Raw genomic sequence first — 22405 nt, forward strand, 5'->3', positions numbered from 1 at the left:
TGGCCACGTGACCGACCACAGGGGTGCAAGGTGCATGAACTGATCCTCCGTCACGCAGCGGATCGCGGGGCCAAGACCGCCTTCGCCGACGCCGACGGCACGGTGGACTACGGCGAACTCGCCCGCCGCACCGCCCGGGTGGCGGGCAACCTGCGGGTCGGGCGCGGCGGCCGGGTGGCGCTGTGCCTGGCCGGCGGGGTGCCCGCCGTCACGGCCACCCTCGGGGTCGCCCGCGCGGCCGCGGTCGGTGTCCTGCTCGACTCGCGAAGCGGCGAGGACGACCTCCGGTTCCGGGTGGCGGACAGCGGCGCCGAGGTGCTGGTCACCGACCGCGAGCACCTGGCGCGGGTCCGGCGGGTGGCCGGCGCCCGCGTGGTGACCGTCGACGAACTGCTCGGGGCCACCCGTACGCCGCCGCGGGACGACCTCGGACCGGACGAGCCCGCCTGGCTGCACTACACGTCGGGGACCGGCGGGGACCCGAAGGGCGTGCTGTCGGCGCAGCGGGCCTGGCTGCGGTCGGCCGATCTCGCCTACCGGGGACAGCTGGGCATGTCCGGTGACGACCACCTGCTCTGGCCGCTGCCGCTGTTCCACGCGTTCGGGCACTCGATGTGCGTGGTGGGCGTGCTGGCCCTGGGCGCGAGCGCCTACGTGATGGACCGGTTCACCGCGGACCGGGCGGCCGCCCTGCTGCGCCGGACGCCGTTCACGGCCCTGGGCGGCGTCCCGACGGTCTTCACCCAGCTCCTGGACGCCGGGGCGCCGCTGCCGCCGCGCTGCCTGTCCGCCGGTGCCCCGCTGCCGGAGGAGCTGCGGGACCGGTTCCGCCGCGCGTTCGGGCGTGAGCTGCACGACGGCTACGGCAGCACGGAGGCGTCCGGGAAGATCGCCGTCGACGGCGTGGTGCTGCCCGGGATCGACACCCGGTTCGTCGACGGCGAGCTCCGGGTGCGGATGCCCGGCGCCGACGGGTGGCACGCGACCGGGGACCTCGGCCACGAGGAGGGCGGCCGACTGGTGGTGACCGGGCGGGCGAGCGACGTGATCATCCGGGGCGGGGAGAACGTCCACCCGGCCGAGATCGAGCAGATCGTGGCCCGCCACCCCGGCGTCCGGGAGGTGGCCGTGGCGGGAGAGCCCGACGCGGTGCTCGGCGAGGTACCGGTCGCCTACGTGGTGGGCGACGCGGATCCGGCGGCGCTCCTGGCCTACTGTCGCGGCCTGCTGCCACCGCACCGGGTGCCGCAGGAGATCCGCCCCGTCAGCCGGATCCCGCAGACCTCCTCGGGCAAACCGGCGCGGCGGCGGCTGCGCCACCAGTACCTGCTCGACGTGGTCCGGCGGGAGACCGCGGGGATCACCGGCCGGTCGCCCGGGGCGGACCAGCCGTTCGCCGAAGCCGGCCTGGACTCGCTCGGCACCGTACGGCTGCGGGACCGGCTGGGCGCGGACCTCGGCGTCGCGCTGCCGCCGTCCCTGGTGTTCGACCACCCCACGCCCCGCGCGGTGGCCGACTACCTCACGGGCGCGGCCGCCGGCCCGCCACCGCCCGCCCGCAGGGCCGCGGCCACCGAGCCGATCGCGATCGTGGGCATGGCCTGCCGCTACCCCGGCGGGATCAGCAGCCCCGAGGACCTCTGGCGCGTGGTCGCCGCCGGCCGGGACACGATCACGGAGTTCCCCACCGACCGGGGCTGGCCCCTGGACGACCTGTTCCACCCCGACCCCGACCACATCGGCACCAGCTACGTCACCCGCGGCGGCTTCCTCAAGGACGCGGCCGACTTCGACGCGGCGTTCTTCCGCATGTCGCCGCGCGAGGCCCTGGCCACCGACCCGCAGCAGCGACTGCTGCTGGAGACGGCCTGGGAGGCGTTCGAACGGACGGGCATCGCGCCCGAATCGCTGCGCGGCAGCAACACCGGCGTCTTCGTCGGCCTGATGTACAACGACTACGCCGGCCGCTTCCGGGGCAGCGCCCACCAGCTCCAGGCCCAGCTCGCCCTGGGCGCGGCGGGCAGCGTGGCCTCGGGGCGGATCGCCTACCACCTGGGACTGCACGGCCCGGCGCTCACCCTGGACACCGCCTGCTCCTCCTCGCTGGTCGCCATGCACCTCGCGGCGGACTCCCTGCGCGACGGCCGGTGCGACCTGGCCCTGGCGGGCGGCGCGACCGTCATGGCCACGCCGGACAGCTTCGTCGTGTTCAGCCGGCAGCGCGGCCTGGCCCCGGACGGACGGGTCAAGCCGTTCTCCGCCGCCGCCGACGGCACCGCCTGGTCGGAGGGGGTGGGGCTGCTGGTCCTGGAGCGGGTGTCCGACGCGCTGCGCAACGGTCACCCGATCCTGGCCCTGCTGCGCGGCTCCGCGGTCAACCAGGACGGGGCGTCGAACGGCCTCACGGCGCCCAGCGGCCCCGCCCAGGCGGCCGTGATCCAGCAGGCGCTGGCCGATGCCGGGCTGACCGGCGCCGACGTGGACGTGGTCGAGGCCCACGGAACCGGCACCGCCCTGGGCGACCCGATCGAGGCGGCCGCGCTGCTCGCCACCTACGGCCAGGACCGGGACCGGTCGGCGCCGCTCCTGGTCGGTACGGTCAAGTCCAACCTGGGGCACACCCAGGCGGCCGCCGGGGTCGCCGGCGTGATCAAGACCGTGATGGCGATGCGGCACCGCACCGTGCCCGCCACGCTGCACGTCGACGAGCCCAGCCCGCACGTCGACTGGTCCGCCGGGGCCGTCCGGCTGGTCACCGAGCCGACGCCCTGGCCGACGGGCCGGCCGGCGTCCCGCTCGGTGGGCCGGTCGGCGTCCCGGCCGACGCAGAACCGTCCGCGCCGGGCCGCGGTGTCGGCCTTCGGGATCTCGGGGACCAACGCGCATGTGATCGTCGAGGAGTACGAGCAGCTGCGCGTGGCGTTCCTGTTCCCCGGGCAGGGGGCGCGGCAGCGCGGGACGACCCGGGACCTCGCGGCCGAGTACCCGGTGTTCGCCGCCGCGTTCGAGGAGGCGCGCGCCCAGCTGGATCCGGTGCTGAACACGGCACCGGACCCGGCGCACCGGACGGACCTCGCCCGGGCGGCCCTGTTCGCCCACGAGGTGGCGCTGTTCCGCCTGTTGGAGTCCTGGGGGTACCGCCCGGACGCGCTGATCGGGCACGGCGCCGGGCAGATCGCGGCGGCTCACGTGGCCGGGGTCCTGTCCCTGCCCGACGCGGCGAGGCTGCTCACCGCCCGCGGGCCGGAGGAGTTCGCGGAGACGGCACGGACCCTGACGTACCGCCCGCCGCTCATTCCGGTCATCGGCGCCCGCCCGGACGATCCGGAGCATTGGCTGCGGCGCCGGCACGAGACGGTCGGCCTCGCCGAGCAGGTGGCCGCGGTCGACGGCGTCACCCTCGTCGACCTGGGCCCGGGCGTCGGGGACTTGGAGGGCATGGAGGACGTCGAGGGCATCGAGGGCGTGGAGGGCATCGAGGGCGTGGAGGGCATCGAGGGTGTCATCCCCACCACCGACCCCGAGCGGACGGCGGCCCGGCTGCGGGGCACCCGCGCCTTCCAGCGCCGGCGCTACTGGCTCGACCGCGCCGCCGAGCACCCCCTGATCGAGTCGACCGTCGTCGTGCCCGGTTCCGGGGAGGTGGTGTGCACCGCCGACCTCACCCCCGTGTGGCTGCTCGACCACGTCGTCGACGGAACGGCGGTCGTGCCCGCCACGGCGATCCTGGAAATGGTGCTGTACGCGGGGGAGCGGGCCGGCTGCGGCACCGTCGACGACCTGGTCCTGCACACGGTGATGCTCCTGCCGGAGACCCGGCGCGCCGAGATCGTCGTACGTCCCGGGACCGGTGGCGTGCGGCCGTTCGAGGTGCACGCGAACGGCGTCCTCTGTGCCAGCGGCCGGCTGGACTCCCGCCCCGCGCCGCCGGTGGACATCGGCCCGTGGCCCCCGCCGGAGGCCGAGGAACTCGACGTCGACCACGCCGAGTACGGACCGGCGTTCCGCGGGCTGTCCAGGGTGTGGCGCCGCGGCGACGACCTCTTCGGCGAGGTGCGCGGGGACTTCCCGGACGCGGGGCGCTTCGCGCTCCACCCCGCCCTGCTCGACGCGGCGCTGCACCCGGCGCGGCTGCTCGGCGGGGGAGTGCCGTTCGCCCTGCGCGGGGTGCACCTGCTGGCGCGGGGGGCCACGGGGCTGCGGGTCCGCATCCGTGACGGGCGGATCGCCGTCGCCGACCACGAGGGCCGGCCGGTGGCCTGCGTCGAATCACTCACCGTGCGCGCGCTCGGACCCCGTTCGACGAGTACCCCTGCGGCCGACACCGGTCCGCTCGGTACCCGCTCGACCGGACCGCGTCCGACCGGCCACCCCGTGCCGGGGGCCGGCCGGGGCGCGCTGTTCCGCCCGGAGTGGCAGCGGACCCCGGGCCGGCCGCGCGGTCGGGTCCACGAGGTGCGGCCCGGCGACGCCCCCGCCGCCCTGGCGCTCGCACTGCGGGAACTGCAGGCCGACCACGAGCACCTCACCGTCCTGGTACGGCCGGGAGATCCGGCGGGAGCGGCGGTGGCCGGCCTGGTGCGGGTCGCGCAGACGGAGCACCCGGGCCGGTTCACCCTGGCCGAACTCGGCGACGGGCGGACCGACACGGTGGCCGAACGCGCGAACCTGGTCCCCGTGCCGGGCGGCACCTTCACCTGGCGCGGCACCGTCCTGGTCACCGGCGGCGGCGCACTGGGCCGGGCGGTCGCCGAGCACCTGCGGGGCAGGGGAGTGCGCGTCGTCGTCGCCGGCCGCAGCGGCGAGACGCGCCTGGACGTCACCGACCGGGCGGCGCTGGCCGCACTGGTCGACTCCATCGAGGACCTGCGGGCCGTCGTGCACACCGCCGGAGTGCTCGACGACGGCATCCTGACGTCGATGACCCCGGCCCGCCTGGCGACGGTGTGGCGCCCCAAGGCGGAAGCCGCCTGGCAGCTGCACGAGTTGACCGCACACCGGGACCTGGACGCCTTCGTGCTGTTCTCCTCGGCGTCCGGTGTGCTCGGCCACGCCGGGCAGGCCAACTACGCGGCGGCCAACAGCTCTCTCGACGAACTCGCCCGCCACCGGCGGCGGTTGGGACTCCCCGCGCTCTCCCTGGCCTGGGGACCCTGGACGATCGGCATGATGGCCGACCGGGCGGCCGCCGCCGGCCTGCTGCCCCTCGCGCCCGCCGAGGGCCTGGCACTCCTGGAGGCGGCACTGGGCACCGACGAACCCGTCCTGGTACCGATCGCCTTCGACCACCCGAACGGTCCGACCGAGCCCGCCTGCCCCGACCAGCCCCACCACCCGCACCGTCCGGAACCGCGGAGCACACCGGAACCGACCCCGCCGGCCGGCACGCTGGAGATGGTGCGCGCCGAGGTCGCCGCCGTCCTCAGCTACCCGGACGTGGACCCGGACACCCCGATCCCCGACCTCGGTTTCGACTCGCTGACCTCCATCGAACTGCGCAACCGACTGGAGGAACGGACCGGCCTGCGCCTCCCCGCCACGGTGGTGTTCGACGCCGCCACCCCCAGGGCCCTCGCCGAGCAGCTGCGCCCACCACCGGCCCCGGGGACGCTCACCTTCCTGTACCGCAAACTGTGCGAGCTGGGCCGGCCCCAGGAGGCCATGCACCTGCTCGTCTCCGCCTCCTGGGCGCTGCCGTCGGCGACGACCCTCCCGTCCGTCGCCCCGCGGCGGCTCAGCGCCGGCGAAGGCCCGGCCGTCGTCTGCTTCCCCGCCCTCACCTCTCCCCCCGGGGAGTACGCCCTCCTCGCCCGGCACCTGCCCGGCCTGTGGCTGCTCCCGCACCCGGGGTACGACGGCGGCCCCGTCCCCGAGGACGTGGAGAGCCTCGTCCGGACCCACGCCGCCTCGATCGGGCGACTCGACCGCCCGGTCGTGCTCCTGGGCCGCTCCTCCGGCGGGCTGGTCGCCCAAGCCGTCGCGGAACGCGTCGGCGCCGAGGCGGTGGTCCTGCTCGACACCCACCCCGTCCGCGACGAGGGCCGGCTCGCCGAACTGGCCGCCCGCAGCGCCACCAGGCTCGACGAGCCCGCCCTCGCCGCCATGGGCGCCTACGCCCGCATCTTCCTCGACCGCCAGGAGCCGGAGCCGACCGTCCCGACCCTGCAGCTGCGGGCCGGCGACGTGCCGGGCGACCACTACTCCATCCTCGACGAACACGTGGGCACGACGGCGAAGGCCGTCCGGGAGTGGCTCGCCCGGACCCTGCCGACCGAGCCGGAATGACCGGACGCCCGTCGGCGTGCAGCCCCGGCCCGAGCCGACCCCCGCCGAACCGACCCGGACCCGGGCCGTCGGCTGGCGTACCGCCGTGAAAAACCGGATGCCCGGGCCGGGCCCGTCGGGCACAATCGGCGCCGATGCCTCACCTGACTGCCGACCGGCTGCTCGCCGCCGTCGAACCACTGCCCCATCCGCTCCGGCTGCGCGAGGTGGCCCGTACCGCCGCCGCCCTCGCCCCCTCCGACCTGACGGCCCTGCTCGCCGAGCTGGACGGCCGTGGCCCGTACGAACGCCGACTCGCCGCGCTCGCCGCCCTCGCCGGACGGCAAGCGCGCCATCTGATCGACCGGATCGACGACCCCGACCCCGTCGTGCGGCGCTACGCGCACCGGGCGATCGGGGAGCTGCCGTTCCCGGACGGCGACCTTGAGGCCGCGATGCTCACCGCCCCGAAGGCGGTCCGCGACGAGCTGGCCCGCGCCGTCCTGCGGGCCGGGCGCACAGCGGTGGCCGAGCGGCTGGTGCCGGTCGTCCGCGAGCGCTGGGGCGCCGCCGAGGCGGCCCGGCTGCTGCCGGTCTGCTCGACCGAGGTCGTCGCCGCCGAACTGCCCGCGCTGGCCCACGCGATCGCCTTCTCCACCTCGCTCGGACACCGCCACCCGGGCGCGGTGCTGGACGAGGCCGAGCGTCAACTCGCCGACCTGCCGTACGGCTTGAGGCGCACCTTCTGGCACCGGCACGCCCTCGGCCTGGCCGCCGCCGCGGGCCGCGAACCGGCCCGGATGCTGGAGCTGCTGGAGCGCCACCCCGTGGCCGGCCTGCCCGGCCCGCTGCGCGACCGGCTCGCCGGCCTCGCAGCCGTCTCCGCCGAGCGGACCGTCCGCCTGCTGCTCGCGATCGACCGGCACCGCCACGAGCCGCCGCTGCGCGCCGGCGTGGCCCGTCGGCTGGCCGCGGCCCGGCCGGACGGACTCGCCGCGCTCGCGCACCGCCACCACGGGAGCCACCTCGCGCTGCTGCGGCAGCTGCCCCCGGCCCGGCGGGCCGCCTTCTACGACGAGGTGGCGGCGCAGCCCGGGCCGTACCGCTCCTGGTACTCCGTCGACGTCCTCGCCGTGCTGCCCGCGAAGGAGCGGCACGTGCGGGCGCGGGCCCGGCTGGCGGCGGACAGCGAGGACGTCGTCCCGCTCGTCCTGCTGCCGGTCGCCGAGGCCCGGCCGAGGCTGCTGGCCGAGACCCGCGTGGCCGACGCCTGGGACCGGGGCTGGGCCTGGGCACAGCTGGTCCGGCAGGCCGCACTCTCCGGCGAACCGGGCGCCCTGCCCGAGGCGCTCGAACTGCTCACCCGACTGCGCAACGAGCAGGACCCGGTCCGCGGCACGGCGCTGGAGGAGGTCGCGGCAGTGCCGCCGCGGCTCTTCGACGACGCCGCCGCCGGCCCGCTGGAGCGGCTCACCGACGACGCCCTGGCCGCCCGGGACTGTTCGGCGCGCACGCGCACCGCACTCGGCCGCCTCGCCGGCGCCGTCCTCGGCGAGCACGTGGGCGGGCCGGCCCGCGAACTGCTCGCCTGGGCCGTCCGCACCCTCGAACGGACCGACGGCGCCGGCCTCACCGTCCCGCCCCGGCGCGAGGCCGCGGTCGTCGACGCGCTGTGGGCCGCCCTGGAACGCTCGGCCCGATCCAGCGAGGCCGCACTGCTGCTCGCGCTGGCCGGGACGCTCGGCGACCGGGCACGACGTGCTCCCGCCCTCGCCGAACTGCTGGAGCGCGTCCTGCGCTCGGGCGGCGACCGTGCCGTCGAACGGGCCGCCGCACCGCTGCTGCGCGACCCCGCCACCGGCGGCGAACGCGTGGCCCGGCTGCTCGCGCTCAGGCCGTCGGCCGTCACCCTGGCCCCGGTGCGGGCCGTCCTGACCCGGATCCGCACCGATCTGCTCGGGCCCCTGCTCGACACCCCCCTGACCGCGACCGACCTGGCCGACGCGGACCGCTGGCTCCCCGCACAGCAGCACGCGGCCGCCGAACGGCTCGCCCGCACGGTCGGCGACCCCACCCGGGCCCTGGCCGAGCGCGCCGCCGCCCTGCGCGCCGCGGCCCGGATCCCCGTCCACGGCGAGGCCCTGCTGCGCCGGTACGCGGGCTCCGCCGAGACCGTCCTCGCCGAGGCCGCGCTCGCCGCGCTGCCCTGGACCGAGCGCCCCGCCGGGGCGCTGCCCGAACTGCTCTCCCACGCCGCCGACGACCGCGCCCGGGTCGCCCTCCACGCGGCCGGCCGCGCGGCCCGGTTCGCGCGGAGCTCCGAACTGGGCCCCGCGCTGCGGCGGATCGCGCTCGATCCGGCGGCGAAGGTGACCAGCCGCAAGCAGGCCGTCCGGCTCGCCGCCGCGCACCTGGTCCTGGACGAGGCGGCCGCCCTGCTGCGCGAGGCGTACACCGCGCCGGGGCAGCACCACGACGTCCGCGCCGCGGTGCTGGCGACGGTCGGTGACCGGATCGCCGACCTGCCGCTGTGGGACGTGCTCACCGACGCTGCCGACGGGCCGGAGGGACTGCGGAACGCACTGGTCCTGCACCTGAGCGGGGAACGGACAGCCGCGGAGCACCGCCCGGCGTTCGCCGGCCTGATGGCCCGGCTGGCGGTCGACGCCGACCTCCTCACCGCCTCACCCGCGCAGGGGCAGCTCGTCTCCTGGGGCCGGTACGCGCCGGAGGCGGTGCGGGCACTCGTCCCGCTGGTGACCGACCTCGCCGAGCAGGACCGCTGCCAGGGAGCGGCCCGCGCGCTGACCGGAATGGCCCTGTCGGACGCCCCGCACCCGCTCGGCGGCTGCGCGCCGGGCAGCGTCCTGGCGGACGCCCTGACCGCCCTGATCGAGACCCTGCGCGCCGGGGAACCGGAGCTTCCCGGCCGCGACCAGCCGGCCCGGCGGCGGATCGACGCGCTCACCGGCTGGATGTGGAGCCCGAACGCCACCGCGCGGGCCGTCCGCGCCACCCGGCGGGAGGTCGCCGCGATTCTGCTCACCGAACCCGCGCTGCTGCCCGAGGCCACCCGGCGACTGGTCGAGGCGCTCGACCTCGACGCACCGGACCTGGGCGAGCGCGTCGCCGAGCTGGCCGTCCTGGTCGCCGACCGTCCGGTGCTGGCGGTGGCCGCCGCCGACGCACTGAACCGCCAGGGCAACGGACGACGGGAGGCACCGGAGCACGCGCTGGCGGCGGCCCGCCGACTGGCCGCCGACGACGGACTCGCGCCCGGCCTGTTCGCCGTCGCACTGACGAGCACGGGGGCGCAGCTGGGCTGGCCCGCCGAGTGGCGGGAGGTGCTGCACGCGCTGCGCCGCCACCCGCGGCCGGACGTCCGGGACGCCGCGCTCGCGGTGTTCACCGACCCTGCGTGAGCGGACCCCTGCGTTCGAGGACCCCTGCGTTCGGGGACCCCTGCGGGTCGGCCCGTGGCCGCTCCCGCCCCCCGATACGCAGGGTGAGCCGGAACAAGGTCCGCGACGACGGTGTTCCACCGTCAACGGGCACGGCTCTGCCCGGCGTCCACGCCGCGGCGGTAGGGAGGCCGGTATGGCACCGCAGGGCACCGGATTCGGGCCGGCGGACGGCTCGCGCTATCTGCCGATCGCCGAGCACGGCCTGATCGGCGATCTCCGCTCCGCCGCGCTGGTGGGGACCGACGGCACGATCGACTGGTACTGCTGCCCGCGTTTCGACGCCCCCAGCGTCTTCGCGTCCATCCTCGACGCCGACCGGGGCGGGTCGTTCGAGCTGGCCGCCGATGTGCCGACGCGCACCCGGCAGTTCTACTTCCCCGACACCAACGTCCTGATCACCCGGTTCTTCGCCACCGACGGGGTGGCGGAGATCCAGGACTTCATGCCGGTCGTGGACGAGTCGCGCGAGGCCGGTCGCCACCGGCTGATCCGGCGGGTGGTGTGTGCCCGGGGAACGCTTCCGTTCCGGGCGCGGGTGGCTCCCCGCTTCGACTACGGATCCGAACCGCACACCGTGAGCGTCCGGGCCCACGAGGCCGTCTTCGAGTCCCCCTCGATGGCGCTCGCGCTGACGGCCACCGTGCCGCTCGAACGCGAGGGCGTGGACGTGGGGTCGCACTTCAAGCTCCTCGAAGGCGAGTCGGCGGTGTTCGCCCTCGACCGGGTCGGCGGCGACCTGGCCCCGCGGGCGTGTCCCCGGGCCGAGGCGGAGGAGCAGTTCGAGGCGACGGTGCGGTTCTGGCGCCGCTGGCTGGCCGGGTCCCGCTACCACGGGCGGTGGCGCGAGATGGTGCACCGCTCCGCGCTGGTGCTGAAACTGCTCACCTACGCGCCGACCGGTGCGATCGTGGCCGCGCCGACGACGAGCCTGCCCGAGCGGATCGGCGGCGAGCGCAACTGGGACTACCGGTACGTGTGGGTCCGGGACGCGGCCTTCTGCGTCTACGCCATGCTCCGGCTGGGTTTCACCGCGGAGGCCGAGGCCTTCATGGGCTTCCTCTCCGACCGGGGCATCCTGCGGGGCGGCGCCGGCGCCACGGGACCGCTGCAGATCATGTACGGGATCGACGGGCGCGGCGACCTGCCCGAGCGCGAGCTGTCCCACCTGGAGGGATACCTGGGCTCCGCCCCGGTGCGGGTGGGGAACGCGGCCACCGGCCAGCTCCAGCTGGACATCTACGGGGCGCTGATCGACTCCGTCTACCTGTACGACAAGTGGGGGCAGCCGATCAGCAGTGCGCACTGGGACGAGGTCGGTGCCGTGGTGGACTGGCTCTGCGACCACTGGGACCAGCCCGACGAAGGAGTCTGGGAGACCAGGGGCGGCCGGAAGGACTTCCTGTACTCACGGCTGATGTGCTGGGTGGCGATCGAGCGGGCCATCAGGTTGGCGAACCGGCGCGGGCTGCCGGCGGACCTGCCGCGCTGGCAGCGGAGCCGGGACGCGATCTACCGGCAGATCATGCGACGCGGCTGGTCGGCCGACCGCAGGGCGTTCGCCCAGACCCTGGGCGGCGACGTCCTCGACGCCTCCGTGCTGATGATGCCGCTGGCCAAGTTCATCTCGCCGAGCGACCCCAAGTGGCTGTCGACCCTGGACGCGCTGAGCGCGGAACTCGTCTCCGACTCGCTGGTCTACCGCTACGACCCGGAGGCCAGCCCGGACGGTCTGCGCGGGGCCGAGGGCACCTTCTCGATCTGCTCCTTCTGGTACGTCGAGGCCCTCGCCCGCGCCGGACGCGTGGAGGAGGCCCGGCTGGCCTTCGAGAAGATGCTCACCTATGCCAACCACCTCGGCCTGTACGCCGAGGAGATCGGGCCGACCGGTGAGCAGCTCGGCAACTTCCCGCAGGCGTTCACCCATCTCGCGCTGATCAGCGCCGCTTTCAACCTGGACCGCACGCTCGGTTGACGAATGCGGCGCCCCGTCCGGAACGGCTGACATTCGGCGCGGCCGGGAAGCCCGGAATTCGGAGGAATGATTCGATCCACTTGTCGGCATTGCCGACGGGCGAGGTGGGCGAGTGCGCAGCCCTCCGAGGTCGTGCAGTCGTTCAGGAATCAACACTTCCGGAAATCCCCGATTGCCCGTCACGAGCCCGCCGTCCCGTGCTGTGACCTTTGCCACAGCTTTATGCGGAGTCGTGGCTTCCTTGACCGGATTCTTATGGCCGGATCGATGCATGATGGCCAGATGTCGCATGATCATTCGTCAAACGTTCATACCGAATGGCAGTGTGGGCGTGGTCGTACCCGACCCTTCTGCAACAGGTGTGCACGGATCGTGTACACGATGACGAATGGCTGAACTCTGTGCGCATGACCCGTTCGGATCGCAACGACGCGACCACGCGGCCCCGCTTCTTGGACGAAAAGCTCACCCTTGAGGAGTTCTCCGAGCTCGCCGGCCAGGTCGGCGGCTATCCCTATGTGAAGATCGTGCTCGACTGCGACGAGTCGGTGCTTCACTTCATCGACAGTGCCGACGGCACTCTCCATGTCCGCTACATCGCGTGCGAGATCCTCGGCATGTCGATCGACGAACTCGCCGGCAGGCTCGATTCGTTCAACGACGACGTCTACCGGAATCCCGACCGCCGCTTCTATCTCGGCACGCTCGCCCGCCATACCGGCCGCGCCGACCGGCCCACGGAAAGCGGCCACGAGGCCGAGGATTTCCTGTCCCTGGAAACGGTCGACGTCGACACCATGTCCCAGGACATGCTGCGCTTCTTCTATCACCGGGTGCGCGAGCACGTCGATCCTTCGCTGCGGCTGGTCCTGAAGCCGGCCGGCCACCAGCAGGAGGGCTACCTCGCCGGAATTCCGGAGAGCGAGATTCCGCGCGTCCTGTCCCATGAGCTCTATTCCGTGGCCTCGTTCGTGCCGCTGAACCCCGGGGAAGCCCACGGGCGGCTGCGGGTGTTCCGCTCGGAGGAGGAGTACCGGGCCGAGGCCGAACCGCTGGAGTGGCACGACATCGTGGTGATGCCCCGGGTGCCCGAGGACATCCCCCGGGTGTCCGGCATCATCCACACCGAGCACACCACGCCGCTCTCCCACATCAACGTGATGGCCGCCGGGTGGCGGATCCCCAACGCCGTCGGCATCGGCGCCGTCGAACGGATCGACCGCGCCGGGCTGGACGGCCGGTGGGTGCGCTACCGGGTCGAGGCCGAGGGCGGGGACCTCCTCCTCGAAGCAGCTCAGCCGGGGGACCGCGGTGGCGACGGGAGCCACGAGGGCCACGGCAGCCGCGAGGGCGGCGAGGGCCACGGGGGAGTCCGGCCGACTCCGCCGGCCGATCACATCGTCGTCGACCGGCCCGACCTCACGCCCACGCCGATCACCCCGCTGTCCGAACTGCGCGCGGGGGACCACGTCCGGTTCGGCACCAAGGCCGCCAACCTCGGTGAACTCACCCACCTGCTGCAGCACGGCTCTCCCCGCTGGCTCGGCTTCTACCAGGTGCCCCGGCCGCCCCGGGCCGACCTGCTGCGCTACCTGGCCCGGCAACTCGGCCTCCCGGAGGACGCGGACGGGGCCGAGCTGAACGCCGCCGCGCAGCTCCTGGTGAAGGAGTACGCCGAGGTGCCGCGCGGGATCGTGCTGCCGTTCTCCCTCCAGCAGCGCTTCCTCGACTCCTCGGCGGAGCTCCGGAACGCCGTCGACCGGCTGGACTCCCTTCTCCAGGAGGGGACTTCGCCCCAGGAGGGGACGTCACTCAGGGAGGGGGGTCCGAGCCGGGCGTCGCTCCACGCGGAGACGTCGCGGATCGAGGAACTCTGCCTCGACGTGCAGCGGCTGATCCGCAGCACCCCGCTGCCCGACCCGATCCGCGCCGAGGTCGACCGGGCGATCGACCGCCACCTGTACGGCGCCACCGTCCAGGTCGTCCGCAGCTCCTCCAACGCCGAGGACCTGTCCGGCTTCTCCGCCGCCGGACTCTACGAATCGGTGGCGCACGTCAGCGGCACGGACGCGGTCCTCGACGCCGTCCGGGAGGTCTGGGCCTCGCTCTTCTCGCCGCGCGCGGTGCTGCTGCGGCGCCAGGCGGGCATCGCCCTGGACCACTGCCGGATGGGCGTGGTCGTCCAGGAGCAGGTCGGATCCACCGTCGGCGGCGTCCTGGTCACCTGTAACCCGCTGAGCCCGCAGGACTTCCGCGACGTCTACCTCAACATCTCGCCGCGCTCGGTGGCCGACGTGGTGACCGGTCGGGGCGCCCCGCTCCAGTACCTGTGCAACACCATGGAGGGCGGAAGCCGGACGGTCTCGCTGGGCACCGCGGCCACCGACCTGGATGCCGCGACCAAGGACCTCGTGCGCCGACTGGCCCTGATCAGCAGGCTGTTGCAGTCGCACTTCTCGCCCGACGAGACGTACGGGGCCCCTGTCGACATCGAGTGGGCGATCGAGGGCGACCGGATCAGCCTGCTGCAGCTGCGCCCCTTCCGCACCGCCGGCTGACGCTGCCGGAGCGCCGCACCGCACCGCACCGGCCCGGCGTGCCGCGGCCCGGCCTGTCATGGGCCGACGCGCCGCGGGCCGACACGCCGCCGCGAGCCGACACGCCGCGGGCAGACCTGCCGCGGGCCGGTGCGGCGTGGCTCCGGCACGCCCGTGAACGATTGAACTTCCTTCAGGAGTAAGTACGTTGAACAAGATCCTGTACGTCTACGTCAAGGGCGGCGCCCCGCTGGAGTACGCCTTCCCGCGCATCGCCGCCTGCGGCGAGCTGCACGTCCTCGCGCTGGCGCCGCTGCCCACGTCCGGGGAGGACGTGTGGCGGCCCAGCTGTACCAGCATCGAGCTGGTGCCCGAGGCGCCGCGCGGCGACGAACTGGTCGAGCTGATCGTGGAGTACGCGAAGGCCATCGGGGCCGACGCGCTGTTGACCCTCTCGGAGTTCGCGGTCCTGGCCGTCGCGCACGCCGCGAGCCGTCTCCACCTGGCCGGTCCGGGGGAGGGGATCGTCCGCGCCAGGGACAAGCGGCTGATGCGGGAGGCCTGGGCCGCCGCCGGGGTGCCGATACCCGCGTTCCGCCGGGTCGACAGCCTCGGTGACCTGACCTCCGCACTGGCCGAACTCGAAGCCCCGCTGCTGCTCAAGCCGGCCTGGGGCGCCGGGTCGGTCGCCCAGATCGTGCTGGACTCGGTCGAGGAGGCCGCCCCGGCATGGGCCGGGATCGAGAGCGGACTGCGGGCGGGCAGCCAGGTCGGCATGAACGAGCTGTACGCCGAGGACACCGACCGGGACCGCCTGGTCGAGACGATCGCCCAGGGCTCCACCGAGGGCTGGTACCAGGAGCCCGGCTACGGCGACTACGTGAGCGTGGAGGGGATCGTCGCGGACGGCGTCTACCGTCCGCTGGCCATGACCGCCAAGCTGCCGACCGTGCCGTCCTTCGTCGAGGTGGCCAGCACCTCGCCCTCCGTCCTGCCGGTGCCGCTGCAACGCCGGATCGAGGAGGTGTCGCGGCAGGCCGTCGACGCGCTCGGGCTGGAGAACTGCGGCACCCACACCGAGCTGAAGCTGATGAAGGACGGCGAGCTGGTGGTCATCGAGACCGCGGCCAGGTTCGGCGGCCTGCTGACGACCAGGCAGGTCCACGAGGTCTTCGGGCTCGACCCGATCGGCATGCTGGTCCGGCAGCTGCTCGGCGAGCGGGTGGACTACCCGGAGGCCATGCTCACCGACGGGGTCAGGGCCGCCGCGTCGCTGGCCGTCGTCCCGGCCGACGCCTCGGGAGCGCCCTGGCGGAGCAGCCCGGTCTGGAACCCGCAGGCCGTGGACTGGCAGAGCCTGCTCTCCCCGGGCAGCACCATCGAGGCCGTACCCGCCTTCGCGATGCCCGCGGGCCGGACGGTCCCCGCCTTCGACCCGTCCGCGGGCTCGCGCAACTGGCTCGGGGTCTACCTGCTGAGCGCCGTCGACGCCGCCACCCTGCAGCGCGACTGCAACGCCGTGCTGAACGGCATGGAAGCCGCCCTGCACCGGGCCGCCTCCTGAACCCCGCCAACCCCTCGTCCCCAACTCCCATCCCTCCGAGCGAGGTTCCTCCATGCGTGTACTGTTCGCCGGCGTACCCGGCATCGGCCACCTCTTCCCGCTGGTCCCGCTGGCCAGGGCGATGCACGAGCTCGGCCACGAGGTCGCGACGGCCTCGATGGACGGTGGCGAAGACGTCGCCGGGGCCGGTCTGCCGTACCTGCCCATCGCGCCGGGGCTCGACTGGCGCAAGGTCATCAGAGAGGCCGGCCGCACCCAGCGGCCCGACCTGATGCAGCGGGTGGTCGAGAGCAATTCGGCCGATCGCGAGGCGTTCGTCCCGCTGGCCGCCCTCGTCAACAGCCGGGTGGCCGACGACGTGGTCGAGCTCGCCGAGCGGTGGCGGCCGGACCTGGTGGTGTACGACTACCAGTTCCCGGTGGCCCTGCTCGCGGCGACCCGCCTCGGCGTGCCCGCGGTCCAGCACGACCTCGGGTTCGTCCGCACCCCGAAGCTGCGCGCGCTGATGCTCGCGGAGATGGCGGACACCTTCGCCCGGCACGGAATCGACCGGCTGCCCGAGCCGGCCGAGGTCATCGACCTCGCGCCACCGAGCATGGCCGGGGACGAGCGGTACGGCTGCTCGATGCGGCCCGTCGCCTACAACGGGGAGGGCGGCCTCCCCGCCGACCTGGCCGTGCCCGCCCACCGCCCGCGCGTGGCGGTGACGCTGGGCACCGTTCCGCCCAAGACGGACGGCCTGACCAGGATCGAGCGGGTGATCGAGGCGGCCGCCGACATCGACGCGGAGTTCGTGCTGGCGACCGGGGACCTCGACCTCAGCACGCTCGACACCCTGCCGGACAACGTCCGCGCCTACGGCTGGGTCCCGTGGCGGGCGCTGCTGGAGACCTGCGCGGCCGCCATCCACCACGGCGGCAGCAGCACCGCCCTGGGCGCACTGGATGCGGGCATCCCGCAACTCGTCCTCCCCGACGGCTCCGACCGCTTCATCAACGCGGACGCGGTACGGGACCGGGGCGCCGGCCTCCGTGCCGCCGCCGAGGACATCGGCCCGGCCCTGCTCACCCGGCTGCTCACCGACACCGAGCTCACCCGGGCCGCGCGAGAGGTCAGCGCCGAGATCGCGGCCATGCCGAGCCCACGGGCAGTCGCGGAACGCCTCGCCGGCCTCACCGGCACCGCGGGCCTCGAGGGCACCGCGGGCCTCGCCGGCACCGCGGGCTGAGGCAGCCGCCGGCCCGTACGGGATCCACCGTGGAAAGGAAGGAGCCCCGCCGGATCTTCCGGCGGGGCTCCTCGGCAGGGGCCGCACCGGTGCACGCGTCATCGCGGTGACCGGTCCCCGCACCGGTCGCGTCCTCACCGGTGGTGTCCTCACCGACCCGAAGGCGCGGGCGAGCTACGACGGAACGGAGCTCAGCGCGGTGACGAGTTCCCGTCTGCCGGAGATGGAGAGCTTCCGGTACACGCTGGACAGGTGGAACTCGACGGTCCGGACCGTCAGGCACGTCATGTGCGCGATGTGCCGGTTGCTGTGTCCGGCGCGGGCCAGGTAGGCGATCTTCTCCTCCTGCCGGGTGAGCTTCGAGGTGTTGGCAGGCGCCTGGAGGCGCTCCAGGGCGAAGCGGATGCGCTCCTGCCAGAAGCCGTTGCGACACTCGTACGCCACCATGGCCGCCTCGACGAGCCGCCTGCGTCCCTCCGTCACGTCCTGCCGCCGGATCTGCGTCGTGCCGAGGTCGTAGAGGGCCTGCATGTACTCGGTGCGCGCGTGCCCCTGGGCCAGCAGTGCCACGGCCTCCTCCAGCACGGTGACCGAGGTGTGGTCCCGGCGTGCCACGCCCACGGCATGCAGGGCGATGCCGATGCCGCGCGGCGATCCCCAGGTCCTCGCCGCGATGAGCTCCTCCTCGGCGAGGGCGAGCGCCAGGTCGTACCGGCGGATGCCCAGCGCTGCGAACACGGCCCTCGAACGCCAGGGGATCACTGCCGGATTGACCACGAAGCAGGTGTCGAGGACCCAACCGCAGGCCATGTAGTCGTCGATGGCGTGCCGGAACTGCCCGCTGAGGAAACGTGGAGCAGTCACAGCGGGTGGTGCTGATCAGCGGCGCGAGTCGCGGGATCGGAGCGGCTACCGCGCGGGAGATGGGCAGGCGCGGCTACCACGTGGTCGTGAACTACCGTCAGAACGGCGACGCGGCGGCGGAGGTGGTGAGCTCGATCGAGGCCGCGGGCGGATCGGCCCAGGCCGTCCGGGCCGATGTCTGCGACCCCGGGCAGGTGTCCGGGATGCTCGACCGCATCCGCGCCGACCGCGGCCGCATCGACGCCCTGGTCTGCAACGCCAACACGGTGAATCCGCCGTTCCAGCCCCTGCTCACGCTCTCCTGGGACGACTTCATCGGGAAGGTGCAGGGGGAGTTGGCGGGAGCGTACTTCCTCACCCAGGGCGTGCTGCGCGGCATGACGGAGGAACGGAAGGGCCGGATCGTCTACGTGTCGAGCACCGCGGCGGATTCGATCGGCACCGTCGCGGCCCACTCCACGGCCAAGGCCGCGCTCAACACCTTCAGCCGGCACGTCGCGGGAGTCGCCGCACAGTACGGGGTCGTCGTCAACACGGTCGCGCTCGGCGCGGTGCGGACCGACGCCACCGCGGGTGTCATGACGGACGACCTCCGCACGTTCATGGAGAGCCGATCGACATCCGGCCGGCTGCTGGAGCCCGACGAGGCGGCCCGCAGCATCGCGATGCTGGCCGACGAGGACTTCACCGCATCGGTGGGCCAAGTGCTGCGCGTGGACGGCGGGTTCGAGGTTCTCGACCGGCAACTCAATCCGATGGTGCGGCACTTCGAGTAGACCGGCGGGCGCCCGCTCGCACCGGGCGTCCCGTGGGGCCGGCTGCCGACGGCCCGCCCTTCGGGACGCCCTCAGCGGAGACTCTGCGCCAGCGGATGCAACTGCTGGTCGAGGACCTCGAATCCGCCGTCGACCCGGATCACCTGGCCGGAGGTGAAGCCGAAGCCGTCGTCGGCTACGAGGGCCACGGCACGCGCGGCGTCCTCCGGTTCCACCCTGCGCGCCGCCACCGAGCGGGCGGTGGTGTACTTCCAGAACTCCTCGCTGAACTCCGATGTGGCGTCGGTGTGCACGGCGCCGAGGGCGACGGTGTTCACGGTCACCCCGTGCTCGGCGGCGATGCCGGCGATGTGGCGGCCGAACGTGTTCAGCGCCGCCTTGGCGACGGAATGGGGCAGGGCCATGCCGATGGTGTCCGACGCCGTGCTGGAGATGTAGATGATCCTGCCCGACCGCTGTTCGCGCATGACGGCGAGCGTGCACTGGGTGAGGAAGAAGGAGCCGGCGAGTTCCCCGTTGATCTTCGCGGCGAACGCGTCCCAGTCCAGCTCGGCGAAGGACGCGAAGGGCGGTGTCACGGTGTTCGCGTTGCAGATCAGCAGGTCGATGCGCCCGTGGTCGGCCCGCACCCGCTCGACGAGGGCGCCGACCTGTCCGGCGTCGCAGACGTCGGCCCGCGCCGCCTCGGCCGTGCCGCCGCGCGACTCGATCTCCGCGACCACGTCCGCCGCCGCGTCGGCGTCGCTCCGGTAGTTCACGATCACGTGGTAGCCGCGGCCGGCCAGTTCCTTGGCCGTCGCGGCGCCGATGTTGCGGCCCGCACCACTGATCAGGGCGATGCGCTTCGACTGGTTCACGGTGTCTCCCGTTGGGTGTCGCCGGCGTTCCTGCGGCTCGACCCTAAGCGCCCGAGGGAATTCGAGGATTGCGGACCGACCACAGGAAAGGCGCGCGGGCCTTGTGGCTCGTGTCGTGCGGCTGCGACTCTCGGTCCGGTTTCGGCACGAGGCGGAACGGGATCCGGTGGCGCAGGAGAGGATGCACGATGGCGGACGAGGTTGACCTGGCGGCCCGGATCGGCGAACTGTCGGCCAGAGTGCGCGAACTCGAAGCGATCCGTGAGCTCACGAGGCTGCGCAACGCCTTCCACCACTGCCTCAACGCGCAGGACTGGGAGGGCCTCGGCGCCCTGTTCACCAGGGACGCGCACCTGGCCTACGGAAGTTTCGGCGATGCCCGTGGGCGTGTGGCGATCCGGGAGTACTACAGCGCGCTGCTGCCGAAGATGGTCGAGCTCCAGGGTGCCTCCGAGGTGGCCCTGAGGAACTTCAACCAGGCCCATCAGGTGGAGGTCGACGGCGACCGCGCGTCCGGGGCCTGCTTCTTCGTGGAGCACGTCAGGTTCGACAAGGCGGACCTCGTGCACCAGAGCGTCGGCCGGTTCTCCGACACCTATGTGATCGAGGACGGGCGATGGCTGTTCGAGCGCGTCGAACTGGACCACTACTGGGTGGTTCCGCAGAACAAGGAATGGCGCTGGCCCTGGTGATGCCGCACGCGGTCCCGGACGGTCCCCGCGGCCGGTGTGCCGGATTGACACGTGGATCCAACTGCTACTAGCGTTGTTGCAGTTGGATCGGCGAGGCGATCGTCGCGAAGGGGTCACGGTGAGCATCAGCAGCAGGAGTGCGGTCGCGATTCACGCGCTCACCATGCTGGGGCGCTGGGACCGCTCGCTGACCTCCGCGGAGATCGCGGAGAGCCTGGCCAGCAATCCGGTCCTGGTGCGGCGGATCCTCGGCAGTTTGCGGGACGCCGGCCTGGTCTGGTCCACCGAGGGGCGCAACGGCGGCTGGTCGCTCGCCCGGCCCGCCCGCGAGATCACGCTCTACGACGCGTACGCCGCCGTGGAGGCGGGGCCGATCCTTTCGCGGCACCCGCATCCACCGAGCGCCGAATGCGAGGTGGGGCGGAACATGCAGAAGCTGCTCGAAGCGGAGTTCCAGGACGCGGAGCGGGCCATGAAGGAACGGCTCGGGCGGACCACGATCGCCCACCTCGTCCGACAAGTGCTGGCCAGCGAGCGCGAGGTCGCGCAACGCGTCACCAGCTGACCGATGGCGGAGGCAATGTCCTCCGCCGTCCTTTTGCCCTAACTGTAACTATCATGGTGGCGGAAAGTCACCCGAAGGGCCTCGCATGACTTCCACGTCGACCACGACCGGGCGGACCCGCTCAGAACTGGGCTTACTGGCCGTGCTGATGCCGGCGATCCTCGCCACCGTCACGGCCAGTGACATGGTCAACCTGATGCTTCCGACGATCGGGTCCGAGTTCGGGGCCTCCGAGGCGGAACTCGCCTGGGTCGTCACCGGGTTCCTGCTGATGTTCTCGGTCGGGATTCCCCTGTACGGCCGCATCTCGGACCGGGTGAGCCTGCGCCGTCTCTTCGCCTTCGCGCTCCTCACCTACGCCGTCGGGAGCCTGATCTGCGCGATCTCCCCGAACCTGGGCGTGCTGGTGACCGGGAGGATCGTGACGGGCATCGGCGCGGCCGCGATCCCCGTGCTCTCGATCATCGCGGTCACGACGCTGCTGCCTCCGGAGCGGCGCAGTGTCGGGATCGGCGTCGTCTCCGCCGGTGCGGGCGTCGGCACCGCGGCCGGACCGGCGCTGGGCGGCGGCATCGGGGAAGCGCTCGGCTGGCCCGCGCTGTTCTGGATCATGCTCGTGGTCGCGCTGCTGCTGCTCTTCCCCGCCCTGCGGGTACTCCCGGACGAGACTCCGCAGGGCTCGGGCCGGCTCGACCTCCCCGGTGGCGTGCTCCTCGGCCTCGGAGCCGGTCTCGTCCTGTTCGGCATGACCCGGGCGCAGGTCTCCGGCTTCACCGACCCCCTGTCCTGGGGCAGCCTCCTGGTCGCGGTCGCGGCGCTCGTGCTCTTCGGGGTGCGCACCGTCCGTGTCGACCAGCCGTTCGTTCCGCCGGCGCTGTTCACCAATCGCGTCTACCGGACCGGCATCCTCGTCGCGTTCCTGGCCATGGTCGTCAACCTCGGCGGTCTGGTGTTCGTCCCGCTGCTGCTGGTGGATGTCAACGAACTCACCCCGGGCAAGGGCGCCTTGGTGATGATCCCGGCCGGAGTCGTGACCGCGCTTCTCTCGCCGTGGATCGGACGCCTCGCCGGCCGTGTCGAGGCGCGGGTCCTGGTGTTCTCCGGGCTCGGCCTCATCGGGCTGTTCTCGCTGTTCCTCTCGTCCTTCACCGGCGGCTCCTCGGTGGTCTTCGCCGGTATCGGGATCCTCGGGCTGAGCATCGGCTTCATGTTCGTGATGACCACCATCATCGGCGCCGCGGCGAGCGAACTGCCCCCCGAGCAGGTCGGTGTCGGCCTCGGGATCCTCCAGGGGGCCCAGTTCCTCGGGGCCGGTACCGGCCCCGCCGTGTTCGGTGTGCTGGTGTCCGCGCGGCAGCAGAGCGGCAGTGACGCCATCAACCCGCTCTACTCCGGTCACAACGGCTCGGCCTACTCCGACGTCTTCCTGGCCATGGCCGCGGTCGTCGTCCTCACGCTCGTCGTCGCGTCACGGATGCGTCCCACGGCCGGGGCCGGGGCCGGGACCGGGCCGAAGGCCGAGGCGGCCCCGGCGGCCCCGGCGGCCGCGCCGACGCAGGAAGCGAACAACGTCCACTAGGGACGCGGCTGCCCCGCATCCGGGGCGCATCAGATCCGGCACG

Annotated in this window: 12 protein-coding genes; 10 read left to right on the top strand and 2 right to left on the bottom strand. The window is 73.5% G+C overall.

Going from position 1 to position 22405, the window contains the following annotated elements:
* Nucleotides 1-30: 30 nt before the first annotated feature.
* From ACGFSC_RS09630 to ACGFSC_RS09655, 6 genes are all read left to right on the top strand, one after another.
* Nucleotides 31-6285 (top strand): beta-ketoacyl synthase N-terminal-like domain-containing protein, encoded by a 6255-nt coding sequence (locus ACGFSC_RS09630; RefSeq protein WP_359899705.1) that lies wholly within the window; start codon nucleotides 31-33, stop codon nucleotides 6283-6285.
* 134 nt (nucleotides 6286-6419) lie between these two features.
* Complete coding sequence (locus ACGFSC_RS09635; RefSeq protein ID WP_359899703.1) at nucleotides 6420-9686, top strand: hypothetical protein; 3267 nt, start codon at nucleotides 6420-6422, stop codon at nucleotides 9684-9686.
* A gap of 175 nt (nucleotides 9687-9861) precedes the next feature.
* Nucleotides 9862-11700 (top strand): glycoside hydrolase family 15 protein, encoded by a 1839-nt coding sequence (locus tag ACGFSC_RS09640; protein ID WP_359899701.1) that lies wholly within the window; start codon nucleotides 9862-9864, stop codon nucleotides 11698-11700.
* A gap of 407 nt (nucleotides 11701-12107) precedes the next feature.
* The gene (locus tag ACGFSC_RS09645; RefSeq protein WP_359899699.1) at nucleotides 12108-14258 is read left to right on the top strand and encodes a PEP/pyruvate-binding domain-containing protein; all 2151 of its coding nucleotides are present in this window, start codon (nucleotides 12108-12110) and stop codon (nucleotides 14256-14258) included.
* A gap of 187 nt (nucleotides 14259-14445) precedes the next feature.
* Nucleotides 14446-15801: an ATP-grasp domain-containing protein gene (locus tag ACGFSC_RS09650; protein WP_359899697.1), complete on the top strand. Its 1356-nt coding sequence runs from the start codon at nucleotides 14446-14448 to the stop codon at nucleotides 15799-15801.
* Between the two features lie 52 nt (nucleotides 15802-15853).
* The gene (locus ACGFSC_RS09655) at nucleotides 15854-17029 is read left to right on the top strand and encodes a nucleotide disphospho-sugar-binding domain-containing protein (RefSeq protein ID WP_359899695.1); all 1176 of its coding nucleotides are present in this window, start codon (nucleotides 15854-15856) and stop codon (nucleotides 17027-17029) included.
* Nucleotides 17030-17203: 174 nt separating this feature from the next.
* On the opposite strand, the gene ACGFSC_RS09660 is transcribed toward ACGFSC_RS09655, so the two are convergent.
* Nucleotides 17204-17893 carry a helix-turn-helix transcriptional regulator gene (locus tag ACGFSC_RS09660; RefSeq protein ID WP_359899693.1) on the bottom strand — a complete coding sequence of 230 codons (690 nt, stop codon included), beginning with the start codon at nucleotides 17891-17893 and terminating at the stop codon, nucleotides 17204-17206.
* Between ACGFSC_RS09660 and ACGFSC_RS09665 the strand changes: the two genes are divergently transcribed.
* The gene (locus ACGFSC_RS09665; RefSeq protein WP_359899691.1) at nucleotides 17881-18669 is read left to right on the top strand and encodes an SDR family oxidoreductase; all 789 of its coding nucleotides are present in this window, start codon (nucleotides 17881-17883) and stop codon (nucleotides 18667-18669) included. The genes ACGFSC_RS09660 and ACGFSC_RS09665 overlap by 13 nt on opposite strands.
* 71 nt (nucleotides 18670-18740) lie before the next feature.
* On the opposite strand, the gene ACGFSC_RS09670 is transcribed toward ACGFSC_RS09665, so the two are convergent.
* A complete protein-coding gene (locus ACGFSC_RS09670) occupies nucleotides 18741-19526 on the bottom strand; it encodes an SDR family oxidoreductase (RefSeq protein ID WP_359899689.1) in 786 nt (261 codons plus the stop codon).
* Nucleotides 19527-19714: 188 nt separating this feature from the next.
* Here ACGFSC_RS09670 and ACGFSC_RS09675 point away from each other — a divergent pair, with 188 nt between their 5' ends.
* The 3 genes from ACGFSC_RS09675 (at nucleotide 19715) to ACGFSC_RS09685 (ending at nucleotide 22362) form a co-directional block, all read left to right on the top strand.
* Complete coding sequence (locus tag ACGFSC_RS09675) at nucleotides 19715-20218, top strand: nuclear transport factor 2 family protein (RefSeq protein ID WP_359899687.1); 504 nt, start codon at nucleotides 19715-19717, stop codon at nucleotides 20216-20218.
* 118 nt (nucleotides 20219-20336) lie between these two features.
* Nucleotides 20337-20783 (top strand): Rrf2 family transcriptional regulator, encoded by a 447-nt coding sequence (locus ACGFSC_RS09680; RefSeq protein ID WP_359899685.1) that lies wholly within the window; start codon nucleotides 20337-20339, stop codon nucleotides 20781-20783.
* 85 nt (nucleotides 20784-20868) lie between these two features.
* On the top strand, nucleotides 20869-22362 hold the full coding sequence (locus tag ACGFSC_RS09685) for an MFS transporter (RefSeq protein ID WP_359899683.1): 1494 nt from the start codon (nucleotides 20869-20871) through the stop codon (nucleotides 22360-22362).
* Nucleotides 22363-22405 lie beyond the last annotated feature (43 nt).

The organism is Kitasatospora sp. NPDC048715 (genome assembly GCF_043198905.1).
GTDB classification, from domain to species: Bacteria; Actinomycetota; Actinomycetes; order Streptomycetales; family Streptomycetaceae; genus Kitasatospora; species Kitasatospora lactacystinica.

What these genes read in the sequence shown, in the direction of transcription:
- ACGFSC_RS09635 (WP_359899703.1), top strand. Translation starts at nt 6,420, where the DNA reads ATGCCTCACCTGACTGCCGACCGGCTGCTCGCCGCCGTCGAACCACTG.
- ACGFSC_RS09640 (WP_359899701.1), top strand. Translation starts at nt 9,862, where the DNA reads ATGGCACCGCAGGGCACCGGATTCGGGCCGGCGGACGGCTCGCGCTAT.
- ACGFSC_RS09645 (WP_359899699.1), top strand. Translation starts at nt 12,108, where the DNA reads ATGACCCGTTCGGATCGCAACGACGCGACCACGCGGCCCCGCTTCTTG.
- ACGFSC_RS09655 (WP_359899695.1), top strand. Translation starts at nt 15,854, where the DNA reads ATGCGTGTACTGTTCGCCGGCGTACCCGGCATCGGCCACCTCTTCCCG.
- ACGFSC_RS09675 (WP_359899687.1), top strand. Translation starts at nt 19,715, where the DNA reads ATGGCGGACGAGGTTGACCTGGCGGCCCGGATCGGCGAACTGTCGGCC.
- ACGFSC_RS09685 (WP_359899683.1), top strand. Translation starts at nt 20,869, where the DNA reads ATGACTTCCACGTCGACCACGACCGGGCGGACCCGCTCAGAACTGGGC.